This is a genomic window from Methanoculleus marisnigri JR1, from assembly GCF_000015825.1.
Classification (GTDB): Archaea; Halobacteriota; Methanomicrobia; order Methanomicrobiales; family Methanoculleaceae; genus Methanoculleus; species Methanoculleus marisnigri.
Genome location: NC_009051.1, coordinates 450978 through 464822 on the forward strand (window position 1 = coordinate 450978; position 13845 = coordinate 464822).

The following is a 13845-nucleotide window of genomic DNA, read 5'->3' on the forward strand; positions in this document are numbered from 1 at the left end:
TCAGCCCCAATCTTTTCTGAAGTGTTATTGTCCCGGGTCAATCTACCCGTATTTCCGTCGTTCTACCGGCCGCGCCAGGGTTCCCTGAGCGTGGCGGGGCAGCGGTCGCGGAGGGCGCATGCCCCGCAGTCGCGGGGGTGGGTCGGGCACCCGCACGCCGCGGCATACGCGCCGGTGAGCGCCGCCGGGGCCTCTCCTCCGTATGCATCGGTGAGTCCTGCCGCCCGGGCGGCAACATCGTCCGGCACCGTCTCGGGGTAGTAGCCGCTCCAGGCCACGTCCTCGAGCCCGGCCTTACGGCAGACCGCAGAGAGGCGCTCCATCTCCTCCCTCGACGGCCCCGGGTGGTAGTAGAGGACGTTGTTCGGGCGAAAGCCGATGAGGCGGTAGGGCACGCCCGGGTCGAGCGAGGCGATGAATGCCGCGATCCTGCCCACCTCCCTATCGGTCATGCCGGGGATCACCACCGTCCGAAAGACCCGGATCCGGTCTCTCCCCTCGCGGACGAGGTACTCCGCGTTCCTGAGCACCGGGCCCACTGGCGCTCCCGTGAGGGCGCGGTGAACCGGGTCCGACCACGCCTTGATCTCGAGGGCGATCGTCCGGCAGAGGCCGACGATCCGCTCCATCGCCGCCTCCGTCGCAAACCCTCCGGTCGATATCCCGATCCCGAGATCGAGCCCCTGCCGTTCCACCTCGGCCGCCACCTCTTCTATGTAGGGGAGGTGAATGATCGGGTCGCCGCCCGTAAACCCGATCGTGCGGATACGGGGGCCCCTGTAGGCGGCAATCCGCTCCCGGGCGTCGGCAACCAGCACCGCCGCAGGCACGTGGCCGACGTAGTGCCAGCCGGGATCGGGGTACTGCGAGATCCGGTAGGCGTTGCAGTGGAGGCAGCGGTAACAGCACCCGAGCAGGGTGACGATGTAACTCGCGAGGGTGCCCGAACGCATCGTCGCCGCCACCTCCGCCCGGCCGACGCGGCACACCCCCCGCTCTCCCCGGAGCCGGTCGGCACCACACCTCCACTCGCAGAGGCGGCAGGACTCGAGGTCTTGCATACCTGTTCCTGGCGCAGGCATGCACGATAGCCTTTGGGACACCGGTGCGACGGGGGCTGTGTCACCTCCGGTACAACTATTCGCGAGCGGGTGCCAACGTATGACCATGCATACGCCATCGCCCGAATCCGGCGGCATGATCCTGCGGCCCGTGGGGTTCGTCCGGAGCACCGTACAGGAACCCTTCCTTGTCGCCGGCAGGGACGGCATCTCGATGCGGGAAGGGCCGGACGCGAGCAGGGATCATGTCAGGAGCGTGAAAGAGACTGTCTCGGAGATCGTCATCGACGAGAACCGCGTTGCGCTGCTTGACGGCATCGAGGAGTACTCCCACGTCACGGTGCTGTACTGGGGGCACAAGGTGCCGGAGGAGAGCCGCTCCGTCGACCACGTGCACCCGATGGGCAGGACCGATATCCCGAAGACGGGGATCTTCTCGACCTGCAGCCCCGCCCGTCCCAACCCCGTGCTCGCGACCGTTGTCCGGCTGCACGCGCGGCGGGGGAACGTTCTCGAGGTTACCGGGCTCGACGCCGTCGACGGCAGCCCCGTCATTGACATCAAGCCCTACGTCCCGGGCCAGTACCCGAAAGGCGGCGTGCGGATCCCCGCGTGGATGGAAGGGCTCATGAACGAAGTGGGCGAACGGCGGGCGTGAATCCTGGACGTGGGGAGAAAAAGGGATATCCTATCGCGACTTCGCGACAGACTTTTCCAGGGCGGGGAGTTTGTCGTCGAACGCCACCCCGTATTTCTTCGCGAGGATGATCACCGCCGCCTCCACCCGGAGATTGCCGTCGAAGTTGTCGGCGACGATCCGGTGGAGTTCGGCGACGACCTCCTGGGGCGGCTTCTCGGTCGCGGCGGCGATCCGCCCGATCAGCTCCTCGTAGGGGCTCTCCGCCGCTGCGAGGACGTCGGAGGTGGGTTTGAACCCGAGCGGTATCGAGACCTCGGCAACATCGAAGAGCGGCCGGATGGCTCCTCCGTCCACCGCGATGAGCCCCTCCGCCTTCGCCCGCTCCAGGAGCTGGTTTGCCTGCTCCTTGTTCATCCACTTCCGGTCGATGGCGATGTAGAAGACGAACTCGCTCCTCTGCAGCCGGTCTTTGCGCATGTGCTTGAACGGCGCGGCAACCGCAATCCTGACACTCACTCGCAGGCACCCTTGAGCATCTTTCGCAGGTCCATCGCGTCCAGGTCTCCGAGCCGCCCCTCTTTCGCGACGTAGCACTCGGTCACCGCACCCTTGTCGACGATCCGGAGGAAGAAGACGTTCTCCGAGACCGGGAGCCTCTTTTCAGGGGTGAGCAGCGTCCTCTGCAGGTCGATCCGGAAGTCAGCCGCCTCGGCGACCTTCTCGGCGAGCGGCGCGAGGTCGTTCAGGTCGAGGAACTGCGTCCGCCCGTCCGCGATCTGAACGAGCATCCGCTCCTTGACGAGGCCGTCGGCGCCCCGTACGGTCGTGTGGGTGTCGTGCATCCGGGCTATGCAGGCAAGGACCTCCCGGAACGGCCGGGCGAGTTCGAAGTCGAGGTCGATGGATTGGGGGAAACGATGGTATATCCTGCGCATCACTAGAATTGAGGTCTGCGGAACGTAAAAAGAATGTGATCCCGCCGGAGGCGCAAACGTTTTTTGCACATCGCTCCCTTCCCGCATCCATGACCGACCACCTCACGCTCCTCCAGGTGAACGACTCGCACGGCTACCTGGAACCGCACCAGGAACTCTTTTATGCCGCCGGGCCGCCGGTGTACCGGACGGCCGGCGGGTATGCCCGGATTGCCGCTCTCCTCGAAGATGCCCGTGAAGAGCGGCCGGGAACTGTGCTCGCGTTCGACTGCGGCGACACCATCCACGGGACCTACCCTGCCGTCCGGTCGGAAGGCGAAGCGCTCGTCCCGATCCTGAACGCTCTCGCCTTCGATGCCATGACCGCTCACTGGGAGTTCGCCTACGGCCCGGAGCAGTTCCGGAAGGTTGCCGGGAGGCTCGATTACCCTGTCCTCGCCGACAACTGCTACGACGATGCGACCGGCGACCCGGTCTTTCCCCCGTATACGGTCTGCGAGACCGATAGTCTGCAGGTGGGCGTCATCGGCATCGCCGCCACCATCGTCGACAAGGTGATGCCGGACTCCTTCTCGGAAGGGATCCATTTCTCTCTCGGCAACGCCGAACTCCCCGGTCACATCGCCCGGCTCCGCGAAGAGGAGGGGGTGGATCTTGTCGTGGTGATATCGCACCTCGGGTTTCCGCAGGAGGTGAAACTCGCCCGCGAGACGGACGGGATCGACGTCCTCCTCTCAGGGCACACCCACAACCGGCTTTTTGAACCAGCGGTCGTCAACGACACCGTCATCATCCAGTCGGGCTGTCACGCCTCCTTCCTCGGGCGGCTCGACCTTACGGTCGAGAACCGGCGGGTGAAGAAGTTCGACCACGAACTCATCGTCGTCGGTGAGGAGATCCGGCCTCACCCGGAGGTCGAGGAGATGGTCGAGGGGATCATGGAACCCCACCGCGAATACCTCTCCCGGGTCGTCGGGGAGACCCGGACCGGTCTTAACCGGAACACGGTTCTCGAGGCCACGATGGACAACCTTCTCCTGCAGGCGCTCCTCGACGCCACGGGTGCGGAGATGGCGTTCTCGAATGGCTGGCGCTACGGCGCCCCGGTGCCGCCCGGCCCGGTCACACAAAACGATCTCTGGGATATCATCCCGGTCAACCCCCCGGTCTCGACGGTCGAGATCACCGGCCGGGATCTCCGGGCGATGATGGAGGAGAACCTGGAACGGACTTTTTCGCGCGACCCATACGAGCAGATGGGTGGCTACGTGAAGCGGTGCATGGGGGTCAACCTCTACTGCAAGATGGAGAATCCGGCCGGGCTGCGGATCCAGGAGTTCTTTGCGGCCGGCAAAAGGCTCGACCCGGACGCCGTCTACAGCGCGGCGTTCGTCACCGGGCAGGGCGTGCCGCCGAAGTACGGGAAGAACCGCCAGAACCTCGATGTCCGGGCGATCGAGGCGCTCGAACGCTATCTCTCGGGCGGCCCCGTCAGCGCCGAACTCCGCGGGAGCGTGACGGCGGTATGACTCCCTCCCCGCGGGTCGCCGTCCACCTGGACGAGCGCGAGAAGGCGGCTCTGGCGCTCCGAAATACAAAGAACCTTCTTGAAGGTCTTGCAGGTGTCGAGGTCGAGGTGGTCGCCCATGCCGACGGGGTGGAGGAGCTCCGCACCGGAAGCCCGCAGGCGGCGCTGACGGCGCAACTTGCGGATCGGGGTGTCCGGTTCGTCGTCTGCGAGAACACCCTTCGTTCCCGGAACCTGTCGGAGAAAGACTTCCCCGGTTACGTTGGAACCGTCCCGTCCGCGATCGTAGAACTGGTCGTCAGACAGGCGGAGGGCTGGCAGTATCTTCGGCCGTAAAAAAGGAGGGTATCTTATGCGAGCAGAACGGCGTTGACGACGCCGTCCTGGCTCGGTCTGCTGACGATCCGCGCGCGCCCCATCTCGGTCTTGATGATGGCGCCCTTCGTCAGGAGTTTCCGCCGGACGTAGTTCGGGTCGGCGCTGTTTGCCTCGACCGCCTCGATCTTCGTCTTTTTGGTCTCGCCGGTTGCGGGGTTCGAGACCGTTGCGTACTCTAACCGGAGTGCCCGGACCTTCTGGTTGCCGCCGAAGGTGCGGACAATTCTCCTGCGTTCTTCACCGATATGCGTCTCTGCCGGAGCTCTTCCGATCTCCGTTCTCTTTTTGCCCTGGGAGGTGTGGTAGCGTCCGCCCGATGGCTTCCGTACTGATCTTCCTTGCCACTGCATGTGACCACCGATATACTCTGCTGAGGACGCAATACCCTTCGGGGGTAGCAATCTCTCGTTAAAGTGCTATAACTATTCGGGACCGGGATATTTAACTCTGCTGATCACGCGAGGATCGCGTCCAGCAGCTCGTCCAACCCTTTTCCGGTCTTCATGTTCGTCCGGAAGATCTTCATCTCCGGGTTGTAGCGGCGCATATCCGCCTCCATCCGATCGAGGTCGGCGCCGACGAACCCGGCGAGGTCGACCTTGTTGATGACGCCGATGTTGCTGCTTCTAAACATCATCGGGTGCTTGTTCACCACGTCATCCCCTTCTGTCGAGCTGACGACGACGATCCTCTTCTCGGCGCCCAGCCGGAAGTCGGTCGGGCAGACCATGTTGCCGACGTTCTCGATGAAGAGGATATCGATCTCATCGAGCGGGAGGTGTTCGATGGCGTGCTCCACCAGGTGGGCGTCGAGGTGACACTCCTTCCCGGTGTTCGCGTTGTAGGCCGGGACGTCGAGTGCAACGATCCGCTTGAAGTCGTCGTCGCCGTAGACGTCCCCGGCGATGGCGCCGGCGCGGAGGCCCCGCTTCCGGATAAGCGGCACCAGCCGCTCGATCGTGGCGGTCTTCCCCGACCCGATGGCGCCGAGAAGATCGAACGCCCGGATGCCGTGGTCTTTGAGGTGGGCTGCGTTGGCATCTGCAAGGCGGTTGTTGACATCGTAGATGTCCTTCTCCACGTGGACGTCGATGTGATGCATGGTATGTACTGTGATCATGATCTGTTTATAGATTAACCACCAGATCATACACTATGAGCGCTGAACGCATCCTGTACCCCTGTTACTTCGACGCCACGCTCGAGCGGCGGGAGGGGCGCCGCGTTGCTAAAAATATCGGCGTGAAGTCCCCGGACATCCCTGCCGTCGAGGCGGTCCTGCGGAAGATGAAGGTCCCGCACCGGGTGGAGGAGCACCACCATCCCGCCCGGTGGGCCGAGCACGAAGGCCGGATCGTGGCGGAATGGGAGGGGAGCAAGGAAGACCTGATCCGGAAGGTTGCGAGTGGCCTTGCCGCCCGGAAGTGACTGCGATGTATGACCTGCACACCCATACCATCCTCTCCGACGGCGAACTCCTCCCGACGGAACTGGTTCGCCGGGCTGCCGTGCTCGGCTACGAGACCCTCGCCGTCACCGACCACGCGGACGCCTCGAATCTCCGGCACCTGGTGGAAGCGGTGAGCAGCGTCCGGGAATCGGCGCGGTGTTACGGTGTGGGCCTGCTCGTCGGGGTGGAACTCACCCACGTTCCGCCGTCCCTGATCCCGGCGTTTGCACGCGATGCGAAGAAGTTCGGCGCCGATATCGTCGTGGTCCACGGCGAGACGGTGGTGGAGCCGGTCGCCCCGGGAACCAACCGCGCCGCATGCGCGTGCGAGTACGTGGACGTGCTCGGCCATCCTGGGCTCATAGCGATCGAGGATGCGCGCGCGGCCGCGGAGCATGGGGTGGCGCTCGAGATCACCTCGCGGGCGGGGCATAATCGCACCAACGGTCACGTGGCGCGGGTGGCGCGGGAGGCCGGGTGCCTGCTCGTGATCGATTCCGATACGCATGCTCCGTCCGATCTGATGTCAAAGGAGGGGCGGTGGGCGGTCGCGCTCGGCGCCGGGCTGACGGAGGCGGAATCCCGGGAGGCTCTCTCTGTGGATATAAATCGGCTTCTTCAGAAGTGAGATGTGGTATTTATAATTTAGCAAAAACTTTTTATACTCTAATGGTTAATATATATATGTTACTAAATACGCCCGGATATAGTATCCCCTAGAGGTTGCAGTTTGCGGTTAATCGGTCGTTCTGTAAGTGTTTGCGGCAATCGCTTGTTAATCTTGCGATGCGATGCTGCACAGTTGCCCCGTCTCTACGGTGAGGCTGTGGATCGCCGGTTAAAACCCGTAGGGAAGGTAGTTGACATATTTGGGAATATATCATCGCCGTACGCCGTAGTACTTTGCAACAACGGCTGCTCCGTGCAGGTCGGCGAGAAGATCTTTGCGAGATAGGTGTATAATCGATGGCTGAAGTAGAAAAACTAAAACAGCTGCAGTTGCAGCGCGAGGCCCTGAAGAAGAGAGGGGAGCAGAAGGTCAAGGAGACGGAGAAGAAGCGCACCGAGGAGAGCGTTCAGTCCGTCTGCCCTGAGTGCGGCAGCCGCCAGCTCGTCCACGACTACGAGCGCGCGGAACTCGTATGCCAGAACTGTGGTCTCGTCCTCGACGAGGAGTTCATCGACCGCGGCCCCGAGTGGCGTGCATTCGACCACGACCAGCGCATGAAGCGCTCCCGTGTCGGCGCACCGATGACGTTCACGATCCACGACAAGGGTCTCTCGACGATGATCGACTGGAGGAACCGTGACTCCTACGGCCGCGCGATCTCGAGCAAGAACCGCGCCCAGCTCTACCGTCTCCGGAAGTGGCAGCGGCGTATCCGTGTCTCGAATGCGACCGAGCGGAACCTGGCGTTCGCGCTCTCGGAACTGGACCGGATGGCGTCTGCGCTCGGCCTGCCCCGGAACGTGCGCGAGACCGCGGCGGTCGTCTACCGCGACGCGGTGGACAAGAACCTGATCCGCGGCCGGAGTATCGAGGGCGTCGCGGCGGCGGCGCTGTATGCGGCATGCCGGCAGTGCAGCGTCCCGAGGACGCTCGATGAGATCGCCGAGGTATCCCGTGTATCCCGTAAGGAGATCGGCCGCACCTACCGGTTCATCTCCCGCGAGCTCGGGTTAAAGCTCCTGCCGACGTCCCCGATCGATTACGTACCGCGCTTCTGCTCGGGCCTGAACCTGAAGGGTGAGGTCCAGAGCCGTGCGGTCGAGATCCTTCGGCAGGCCGGCGAGCGCGAACTTACGAGCGGCAGAGGCCCGACGGGCGTCGCGGCGGCCGCCATTTACATCTCGTCGATCCTCGGCGGAGAGCGGCGCACCCAGCGCGAAGTCGCCGAGGTTGCGGGCGTGACCGAGGTCACGATCAGGAACAGATATAAGGAACTGGCAGAAAAATTAGATATCGAGATCATACTCTGATCTCATATCTTCGGGCTCGTAGATCAGGGGTAGATCGCTACGTTCGCAACGTAGAGGCCGCGGGTTCAAATCCCGCCGGGTCCATCGGTTCTTTATTATTATTTTCGCGAGATTCATCTGTCCATAGGCGACCACAGGTCGCCGGGGGTTTCGAAATGGGCGCAGCCCCTTCTTTTGGGATAAAATGGCTCACTTCTTTGGCCGTTGCAATAGCGGCACATTCTTTACCTCCGGCAGTCTGATATCACCACGTACAAAGCAGGAGAAGAGAATCAGACCATGGAGCGGGACGAGGGAAGGCGCGCATGAAAGAAAGAATCAAAGAGACCGATCAGGGAATCCAGGGCGAACTCGATGTCCAATATTTTGACCGGATGCAGAGGCATCTGCGGGATAAGGGCCTGATTGCAACCGACGAGATTGTCCGTTCCGGGATCGCCGGCGGCCTGGCGCTCGAGCTCGGCCCGGGGCCCGGGTACCTGGGTCTTGAGTGGCTCCGGAAAACGGACGGAAGCAGACTCAGGGCAGTCGAGATCAGCCGGAACATGATCGTTGTCGCCCAAAAAAACGCCCGGGAGTACGGCCTTGCATCGAGGGTCGAATACACGCTCGGCCGGGTCGAGGAGATCCCGTTCGGGGATGAAGTGTTCGACGCGGTCTTCTCCAACGGCTCCCTGCACGAATGGAGCGAACCACAGAGAGCGTTTCACGAGATCTACCGCGTCCTGAAGCCCGGCGGCAGGTGGTACGTAAGCGACCTGAAGAGGGACATGAACCGTGTCGTGGTCTGGTTCATGAAGATCAGCGTCAGGCCCGTCGAGATGCGGCCGGGACTGCAGACCTCGATCGATGCCGCATATACGCGGCGCGAACTCGAAGGAATTTTGGCCGGAACGCCGCTCAAATCCGGGCAGGTCTCCGAAAACCCGTTCGGGTTGAGCATCCGGGGAACAAAATAACAGCCCGAATACACGGGGCACGGGGTTACCCCCGCCCCCTCGCTTCGCTCTTCATCCTTCTTCGAGACCTCGTGCTCTGCCCGCGGTGTCTGCCGGTGGCGGGGAACCCCCGGCTCCTCTTACCGATCCGGCAGCACCACCTCAAACCGCGTCGTTCCCTGCAGCGAGACGTCCGCAGACGCTTTGTTCGAATACGGGTTGACGTAGGTGGCGAGCGCTGTCCTGTTCCCGGACTCGCTCTCCCAAACGATCCGCAGGTCCCATTGCGAGTAACGGTCGTCCCTCACCGCCGCGTCACTGACGAACCAGTTCTCTATCGGGAAGCAGCACGATTCGACGTCGTTACGGTAGTAGAGGGTCAGTTCGCCGCTGACGTCGGCATCGCCCGCATCGAACTCCCAGCGCCGGTCGATGCCGGGATTCTCCGGCGTCCCGTTCACCGTAGCGGTGATCGTGCCCGGCTCCGTCACTTCCGAGACCTCGAAGGTCGCAATCACCCACCCGCCGGGGTCGGTGAAGGAGACGGTGCTCCCCTCCGGCTCCGCCGGTATCTCGACGGAGGCGGTATAGGGTTCCCCGGAGCCGGGCGTGATCGCTCTCTCGATGAACCGGTACCGGAGCCGCACGAAATCCAGCACCGCTTCGGTGTGGTATGCCAGGTAGCCGAGATCGCCGTGGTGGTTCTGCGGGTGCAGCACGAACGCGTCCTCCCCCGGCGTGATGTTCAGCCTCTCCCCGATCGCCTCTTTGTGCACGTCAATCTGCCCGGCATAGTAGTCTTCGGTGAAGACCCCGTCCATCAGGAACGCCATGCGGAGGTTGAGCCTTTCGCGGAGCCCGGGAGTATCGAGGAACTTCTCCACCAGATCGTTGTCCCAGCCGCTCGCTATCGCCGACTCGTACCCGAAATAATCGTTGACCGTAGCGCTTCTCCGGGTATGCGAACCGAACGTCAGATCCTTGTCCCAGGGTATGACCTTCCACTCCGCATCCGGATCTCCGGTGTCCAGGTAGAGCCAGTAGTCGTCGCCGAAAGAGTCGACATCGCCGATGAGGTAATGGATTGCCAGCCAGTCGATGAAATTCTCCTCATCGAACCGCTCGACGAAGCCTTCTTCGAACTCCGGGCCGGCAGGAGTCCGGTAGACCCAGGCGACAAGGTCGCGGACCGCTCCCCAGTCCGGTTCGCCCCGGCTGTCCATGGTCTCTGCGAGAAATGCTTCCGGATCGTCCTGCTCCTCGATGGGATACCCGAAGACCGAGAGGCGGTCGACCCCCGGCAGGCCGAAGTTTCCCCGGAAATCGTCGGCAACCAGTGTCCCTGCAGGGTTCAGGCCGTTGCTTGCGAGCAGATCCCCGTCGACCCGCTCCACGTGGACGTACAGGCCTTCATAGACTCCGTTGATGTACAGATCGAAGTACTTCGTCCTCGGTGCCGGCTGCCCGAGAACGTGGAAGAGATCCATCGACAGCCTCTCCCGCATCATCGTGGGATCGGTGTACGTAGCCTTCAGGTTCATGTCGTCGCTGCCGAACAGGAACTCCTGAGATTCGTTAAACCGGATGCTGAACGACTTCTTCGGCAACTCCCGCGAAGAAGAGCCCCGGAACCGCACCCCCTCCAGTTCGATATCCTCGCCGTCCGGAGAGAGCCGCACGTAACCGTCCAGCCGCTCGTCGGACGTCTCTTCGCGGGTATACAGCTCGACGAGATCCTTCCAGCCCATGAAGAGGTACAGGTCCTGCACGCCGGTGTCCGGACTGATCGTGTTCTCCTGTCCCCCCGCCGGGGGTATGAAGAAGGTCAGTAGAGACAGCACGATGAGCATGCCGGCCACGGCCCGACCCGCAGAATCCGTTGCCATGGCCCGCATTCATACCGTCAGGTGGCATTAAGGTTCCTCGGCAGGGAGAACGGGCGAAGCAGCGCCGGGTAAGCGGCCATCTGCGCCGAAATTCGTGGCCGATGGAGTTGTAATGCCGTGTCTCGAGACCCCTGGTTGCGAGGGTACGTCTACGTAAAAATCTGCGGAACAGGGGAGTCCCCCGTTCTTGGTCACCGCCGCCGGAGACGACCCGCGGCGCCCGCGGCAGCGACGGCGAGGAGCCCGATGAGCGCGCCCGCCCCTCCGGCCTCGGTCGGTTCCGGCGTGGTGTTCCCGGTCCCTTCCGCCATCGCCGTCATCGGATCGTCGGCCGTCCGGAAGATGTAGGCCCGCTCTCCCGCACCCGCCGCGAGGTAGTCGCCGTTGTCCGAGAGGGTAACTGCGCTAACGGCTGCACCGGCATCGAACGACCAGCGTGCGTCGCCGTTGCCGTTCCAGAGGTACACGGTTCCGCCTGCGTTCCCTGCCGCGACGGCCTCGCCCCGCCGGGAGACGTCCACGGCGATGACGTTGCTTCCCGTCCGGTTCTTCCAGAGCAGGTCGTCGTTCGGCCGGTAACACTCCACGTCGCCGCCCTCTTTGCCGACGACCGCGAACTTCCCGTCACCGGAGAGAGCGAGCGCCAGGATCGGCGCTCCGGTAGGCAGCGCCCAGGGGAGACCCCCTGCCCGGCCGTAAACCTGGAGCGCGCGATCCCGGCCTCCGGCGGCGACGACCGATCCGTCACGTGAGACGTCGACCGCGGTAACTACGTCACGGGCAAGCCCCTCCCAGATCAGGTTTCCCTCCCGGTTCATGAAGAGGATGGCACCGTTGCTGCTCCCGGTGACGATGAATTTGCCGTCCTGCGTGAAAGCGACGGACGTGACGTACGGTTTGGTGTCGCTGGAACGAGCGCCCGGCTGCACGGCGCGGTTCCATTCCTCCTTCCCGAGGTTGGTGAAGAGAACGATGCGATCGCCCGCTACGGCGATCGCCCGCCCGTCACCTGCGAAAGCAAGGTCGCGAACGGATCCCGTGACGCTCTTCGTCCAGTAGCGGCCGCCGTTCCCATCGAAGAGGAGCACGTCGCCCCCCTCGGTTCCGGCGGCAACGTAGTCCCCGGCGGCGGCAACCGCGGTCACCGCACCTGGGGCGCTCGCGTTCCAGGGGACGGTACCGTCCCGCTGCAGGCAGACGATCTCCCCGTCGCCCGTCCCCGCGACCATATACTTTCCGTCGGCGGTGATCGCAACGTCGTTGACGATGCCCCCCGTCGATACGCCGTGATAGGCCCCCTCCGCCCCGGCAGCCGCCGGAACCAGAGCGACGATCAGGGCAATGATCAATGCAGTTCTTTTCATGGTTAACCCCTGCTCGGGAAAGGATTCCCCTAATACGTCTACTTTCTCGGGTGGGTTCTTAAACCATTCCTGCACCGTGCCCTGTCGCGGAAACTTGAAGCCGTCAGGAGCGCAACCGACCTCCAGGTGAATCGGATGGGTAACAGGGCAAAAGAGGCGGTCTCCCGCTTCATGCAGGGTTATAACTGTGCGCAGGCGGTCAGTTCGGTCTTTGCGGGCGACGCCGGGGTGCCCGAAGAGGTCGTCCTCTGTGCGGTCACCGGGTTCGGCGGCGGGATGGGGCATGCCGGGGGCACGTGCGGAGCAGTTTCGGGCGGGGTTCTCGCCATAGGGCTCTTATTCGGGAGCACCGGTGTCGACGAGAAAGAGGCGAAGGATCTGACCTACGCCCTCACGCGAGAGTTCATCATGCGGTTTGTCCGGAAGAACGGCACCGTCTCCTGCACCGAACTCCTTGGGTGCGACATATCGACCGACGAAGGGCTTGCCCGGTCGCGCGAGCAGAACCTCACCCGGACGCTCTGCCCCCGCTACGTCCGGGACGCGGTCGAGATCCTCGAAGAGGTTCTTGCATCCGTCACTTCCGGGCAATCCACCATGCGGTGAGGGACTCCGGCAGGGACGGCAGCCTGAGTTTCCGCCGCAGATCGTCGGTGCCGAGGCTCTTTGCCGCGAGCGCGCGCTTCTCGACGGCGTGCCAGGAGAAGAACGCGAGAACAAACGTCGCCAGGAACGAGACCCCGCAGAGCACCGCGAGGTGGAGCGTGTTTGCCGTGGTCTGGATCAGCACCTGCTGGATCGGGTAGTGGTAGATGTAGATGCCGTAGGAGAAGTCCCCCGGTCTCCCGAAGGTGCTCAAAGATGGAACCGGGATGTGCGCGGCGTAGATGGTGAGGTAGGGGATGGCGATAACCGCGGCGACGGTCAGGTAGGGGGTCATGGCCGAGAGCCCGAGGAGCAGGAGCAGCACCCCGGCGACGACCGGCCGGTAGGCGATCCGCTCCCGGTGAAGATAGAGGTAGGCCCCGGCGAGGAAGTAGAGGGTGAACCTGACCTTCGCCATCCGGGGGTCGTCGAACCAGTATATCCAGACCAGGATGTTTACTGCGGCGAGGGCGGGGATGGCGCCCCACCGGTGCAGGAGCCCGGCTATCCCGAGGGCCGCGACGACCCCGTACATCATGACCTCGACGGGTATCGTCCAGAGCGAGCCGTTGACGTAGGTCCACGGGTTGCCCTGGAAGAGGCCTATCGCCGATCCGTCTTCGAAAAACGGGGCGGTGGCGAGACCTGCCGGGGAGAAGAGGGCGGCGAAGTACTCGCCCGGGGAAAGGGACGTCATCAGCGGGCCGATGACGAAGAGCGTGACGAGGATCACGAGGACAAGAGCCGGAATGACCCGCAGGGACCGTTTCCAGGCGAACCGGAGCGGCGACGCGGTCGATTCCCAGCTCGCCGTTATCAGGTATCCGCTGGTGACGAGGAGGGCGGCAAGCCCTGCCTGTGCCATGAGCATGACCGGGTCGTACAGCCCTATCCCGACGTAGCCGAGCCTGAGGGCGTAGGCGTGCGCGACGACGATCATCGCCGCCGCCGCGAACCGCAGGAAGTCGAAGTTGTTGGAGAACCGGCCTCCCGGAATGCTCCCGGCTTCAGTGACCGCTCCCGGGTGCTCTGTTTTCATG

16 protein-coding genes and 1 tRNA gene are annotated in these 13845 nt (G+C 63.5%); 9 read left to right on the forward strand and 8 right to left on the reverse strand.

Annotated elements, in window-relative coordinates; genetic code table 11:
- Positions 1-62: 62 nt before the first annotated feature.
- Positions 63-1061 carry a radical SAM protein gene (locus MEMAR_RS02245; RefSeq protein ID WP_011843306.1) on the reverse strand — a complete coding sequence of 333 codons (999 nt, stop codon included), beginning with the start codon at positions 1059-1061 and terminating at the stop codon, positions 63-65.
- A 100-nt stretch (positions 1062-1161) separates the two neighbouring features.
- Here MEMAR_RS02245 and tsaA point away from each other — a divergent pair, with 100 nt between their 5' ends.
- Entirely contained in the window at positions 1162-1719 is a 558-nt protein-coding gene (gene tsaA / locus MEMAR_RS02250; RefSeq protein ID WP_048063722.1) for a tRNA (N6-threonylcarbamoyladenosine(37)-N6)-methyltransferase TrmO, read from the forward strand.
- 30 nt (positions 1720-1749) lie between these two features.
- Here tsaA and MEMAR_RS02255 read toward each other — a convergent pair whose 3' ends face one another.
- Positions 1750-2217 carry a DUF2240 family protein gene (locus MEMAR_RS02255; protein ID WP_011843308.1) on the reverse strand — a complete coding sequence of 156 codons (468 nt, stop codon included), beginning with the start codon at positions 2215-2217 and terminating at the stop codon, positions 1750-1752.
- Positions 2214-2636 carry a hypothetical protein gene (locus MEMAR_RS02260; protein WP_011843309.1) on the reverse strand — a complete coding sequence of 141 codons (423 nt, stop codon included), beginning with the start codon at positions 2634-2636 and terminating at the stop codon, positions 2214-2216. The genes MEMAR_RS02255 and MEMAR_RS02260 overlap by 4 nt, the downstream gene beginning before the upstream one ends.
- An 89-nt stretch (positions 2637-2725) precedes the next feature.
- Here MEMAR_RS02260 and MEMAR_RS02265 point away from each other — a divergent pair, with 89 nt between their 5' ends.
- The gene (locus MEMAR_RS02265; protein ID WP_011843310.1) at positions 2726-4165 is read left to right on the forward strand and encodes a bifunctional metallophosphatase/5'-nucleotidase; all 1440 of its coding nucleotides are present in this window, start codon (positions 2726-2728) and stop codon (positions 4163-4165) included.
- The gene (locus tag MEMAR_RS02270) at positions 4162-4500 is read left to right on the forward strand and encodes a DsrE family protein (RefSeq protein ID WP_011843311.1); all 339 of its coding nucleotides are present in this window, start codon (positions 4162-4164) and stop codon (positions 4498-4500) included. The genes MEMAR_RS02265 and MEMAR_RS02270 overlap by 4 nt, the downstream gene beginning before the upstream one ends.
- Before the next feature lie 14 nt (positions 4501-4514).
- Here MEMAR_RS02270 and MEMAR_RS02275 read toward each other — a convergent pair whose 3' ends face one another.
- Both MEMAR_RS02275 and hypB read right to left on the reverse strand, forming a co-directional pair.
- Complete coding sequence (locus MEMAR_RS02275) at positions 4515-4892, reverse strand: 30S ribosomal protein S8e (protein ID WP_011843312.1); 378 nt, start codon at positions 4890-4892, stop codon at positions 4515-4517.
- A 104-nt stretch (positions 4893-4996) separates the two neighbouring features.
- On the reverse strand, positions 4997-5644 hold the full coding sequence (gene hypB / locus MEMAR_RS02280) for a hydrogenase nickel incorporation protein HypB (protein ID WP_011843313.1): 648 nt from the start codon (positions 5642-5644) through the stop codon (positions 4997-4999).
- Between the two features lie 53 nt (positions 5645-5697).
- On the opposite strand from hypB, the gene MEMAR_RS02285 reads away from it, so the two are divergent.
- The 5 genes from MEMAR_RS02285 (at position 5698) to MEMAR_RS02305 (ending at position 8931) form a co-directional block, all read left to right on the forward strand.
- Positions 5698-5970 (forward strand): signal recognition particle subunit SRP19/SEC65 family protein, encoded by a 273-nt coding sequence (locus MEMAR_RS02285; RefSeq protein ID WP_011843314.1) that lies wholly within the window; start codon positions 5698-5700, stop codon positions 5968-5970.
- A gap of 5 nt (positions 5971-5975) precedes the next feature.
- Positions 5976-6620, forward strand: a complete 645-nt coding sequence (locus MEMAR_RS02290) for a histidinol phosphate phosphatase domain-containing protein (protein WP_011843315.1) — start codon at positions 5976-5978, stop codon at positions 6618-6620.
- Between the two features lie 338 nt (positions 6621-6958).
- Positions 6959-7972, forward strand: coding sequence for a transcription initiation factor IIB (locus MEMAR_RS02295; RefSeq protein WP_011843316.1), 1014 nt, complete (start codon positions 6959-6961; stop codon positions 7970-7972).
- A gap of 12 nt (positions 7973-7984) precedes the next feature.
- A tRNA-Ala gene (locus MEMAR_RS02300) sits at positions 7985-8056 on the forward strand.
- A gap of 221 nt (positions 8057-8277) precedes the next feature.
- Positions 8278-8931 carry a class I SAM-dependent methyltransferase gene (locus MEMAR_RS02305; RefSeq protein WP_011843317.1) on the forward strand — a complete coding sequence of 218 codons (654 nt, stop codon included), beginning with the start codon at positions 8278-8280 and terminating at the stop codon, positions 8929-8931.
- A 119-nt stretch (positions 8932-9050) separates the two neighbouring features.
- Here MEMAR_RS02305 and MEMAR_RS02310 read toward each other — a convergent pair whose 3' ends face one another.
- Together MEMAR_RS02310 and MEMAR_RS02315 are read right to left on the reverse strand one after the other, a co-directional pair.
- Positions 9051-10796, reverse strand: a complete 1746-nt coding sequence (locus tag MEMAR_RS02310; RefSeq protein ID WP_048063723.1) for a CotH kinase family protein — start codon at positions 10794-10796, stop codon at positions 9051-9053.
- Between the two features lie 191 nt (positions 10797-10987).
- Positions 10988-12160, reverse strand: a complete 1173-nt coding sequence (locus MEMAR_RS02315) for a WD40 repeat domain-containing protein (RefSeq protein WP_011843319.1) — start codon at positions 12158-12160, stop codon at positions 10988-10990.
- A 135-nt stretch (positions 12161-12295) separates the two neighbouring features.
- Between MEMAR_RS02315 and MEMAR_RS02320 the strand changes: the two genes are divergently transcribed.
- Positions 12296-12766, forward strand: a complete 471-nt coding sequence (locus tag MEMAR_RS02320) for a C-GCAxxG-C-C family protein (protein ID WP_011843320.1) — start codon at positions 12296-12298, stop codon at positions 12764-12766.
- On the opposite strand, the gene MEMAR_RS02325 is transcribed toward MEMAR_RS02320, so the two are convergent.
- Positions 12738-13844, reverse strand: coding sequence for an acyltransferase family protein (locus MEMAR_RS02325; RefSeq protein ID WP_011843321.1), 1107 nt, complete (start codon positions 13842-13844; stop codon positions 12738-12740). The two genes, MEMAR_RS02320 and MEMAR_RS02325, sit on opposite strands and share 29 nt — an antisense overlap.
- Between the last annotated feature and the right edge of the window lies 1 nt (position 13845).

Excerpts from the sequence above, each read along its gene's own strand:
- MEMAR_RS02245 (WP_011843306.1), bottom strand. The coding sequence starts at position 1,061 with ATGCAAGACCTCGAGTCCTGCCGCCTCTGCGAGTGGAGGTGTGGTGCC.
- tsaA (WP_048063722.1), top strand. The coding sequence starts at position 1,162 with ATGACCATGCATACGCCATCGCCCGAATCCGGCGGCATGATCCTGCGG.
- MEMAR_RS02260 (WP_011843309.1), bottom strand. The coding sequence starts at position 2,636 with ATGCGCAGGATATACCATCGTTTCCCCCAATCCATCGACCTCGACTTC.
- MEMAR_RS02265 (WP_011843310.1), top strand. The coding sequence starts at position 2,726 with ATGACCGACCACCTCACGCTCCTCCAGGTGAACGACTCGCACGGCTAC.
- MEMAR_RS02270 (WP_011843311.1), top strand. The coding sequence starts at position 4,162 with ATGACTCCCTCCCCGCGGGTCGCCGTCCACCTGGACGAGCGCGAGAAG.
- MEMAR_RS02275 (WP_011843312.1), bottom strand. The coding sequence starts at position 4,892 with ATGCAGTGGCAAGGAAGATCAGTACGGAAGCCATCGGGCGGACGCTAC.
- hypB (WP_011843313.1), bottom strand. The coding sequence starts at position 5,644 with ATGCATCACATCGACGTCCACGTGGAGAAGGACATCTACGATGTCAAC.
- MEMAR_RS02285 (WP_011843314.1), top strand. The coding sequence starts at position 5,698 with ATGAGCGCTGAACGCATCCTGTACCCCTGTTACTTCGACGCCACGCTC.
- MEMAR_RS02290 (WP_011843315.1), top strand. The coding sequence starts at position 5,976 with ATGTATGACCTGCACACCCATACCATCCTCTCCGACGGCGAACTCCTC.
- MEMAR_RS02295 (WP_011843316.1), top strand. The coding sequence starts at position 6,959 with ATGGCTGAAGTAGAAAAACTAAAACAGCTGCAGTTGCAGCGCGAGGCC.
- MEMAR_RS02305 (WP_011843317.1), top strand. The coding sequence starts at position 8,278 with ATGAAAGAAAGAATCAAAGAGACCGATCAGGGAATCCAGGGCGAACTC.
- MEMAR_RS02310 (WP_048063723.1), bottom strand. The coding sequence starts at position 10,796 with ATGGCAACGGATTCTGCGGGTCGGGCCGTGGCCGGCATGCTCATCGTG.
- MEMAR_RS02315 (WP_011843319.1), bottom strand. The coding sequence starts at position 12,160 with ATGAAAAGAACTGCATTGATCATTGCCCTGATCGTCGCTCTGGTTCCG.
- MEMAR_RS02320 (WP_011843320.1), top strand. The coding sequence starts at position 12,296 with ATGGGTAACAGGGCAAAAGAGGCGGTCTCCCGCTTCATGCAGGGTTAT.
- MEMAR_RS02325 (WP_011843321.1), bottom strand. The coding sequence starts at position 13,844 with ATGAAAACAGAGCACCCGGGAGCGGTCACTGAAGCCGGGAGCATTCCG.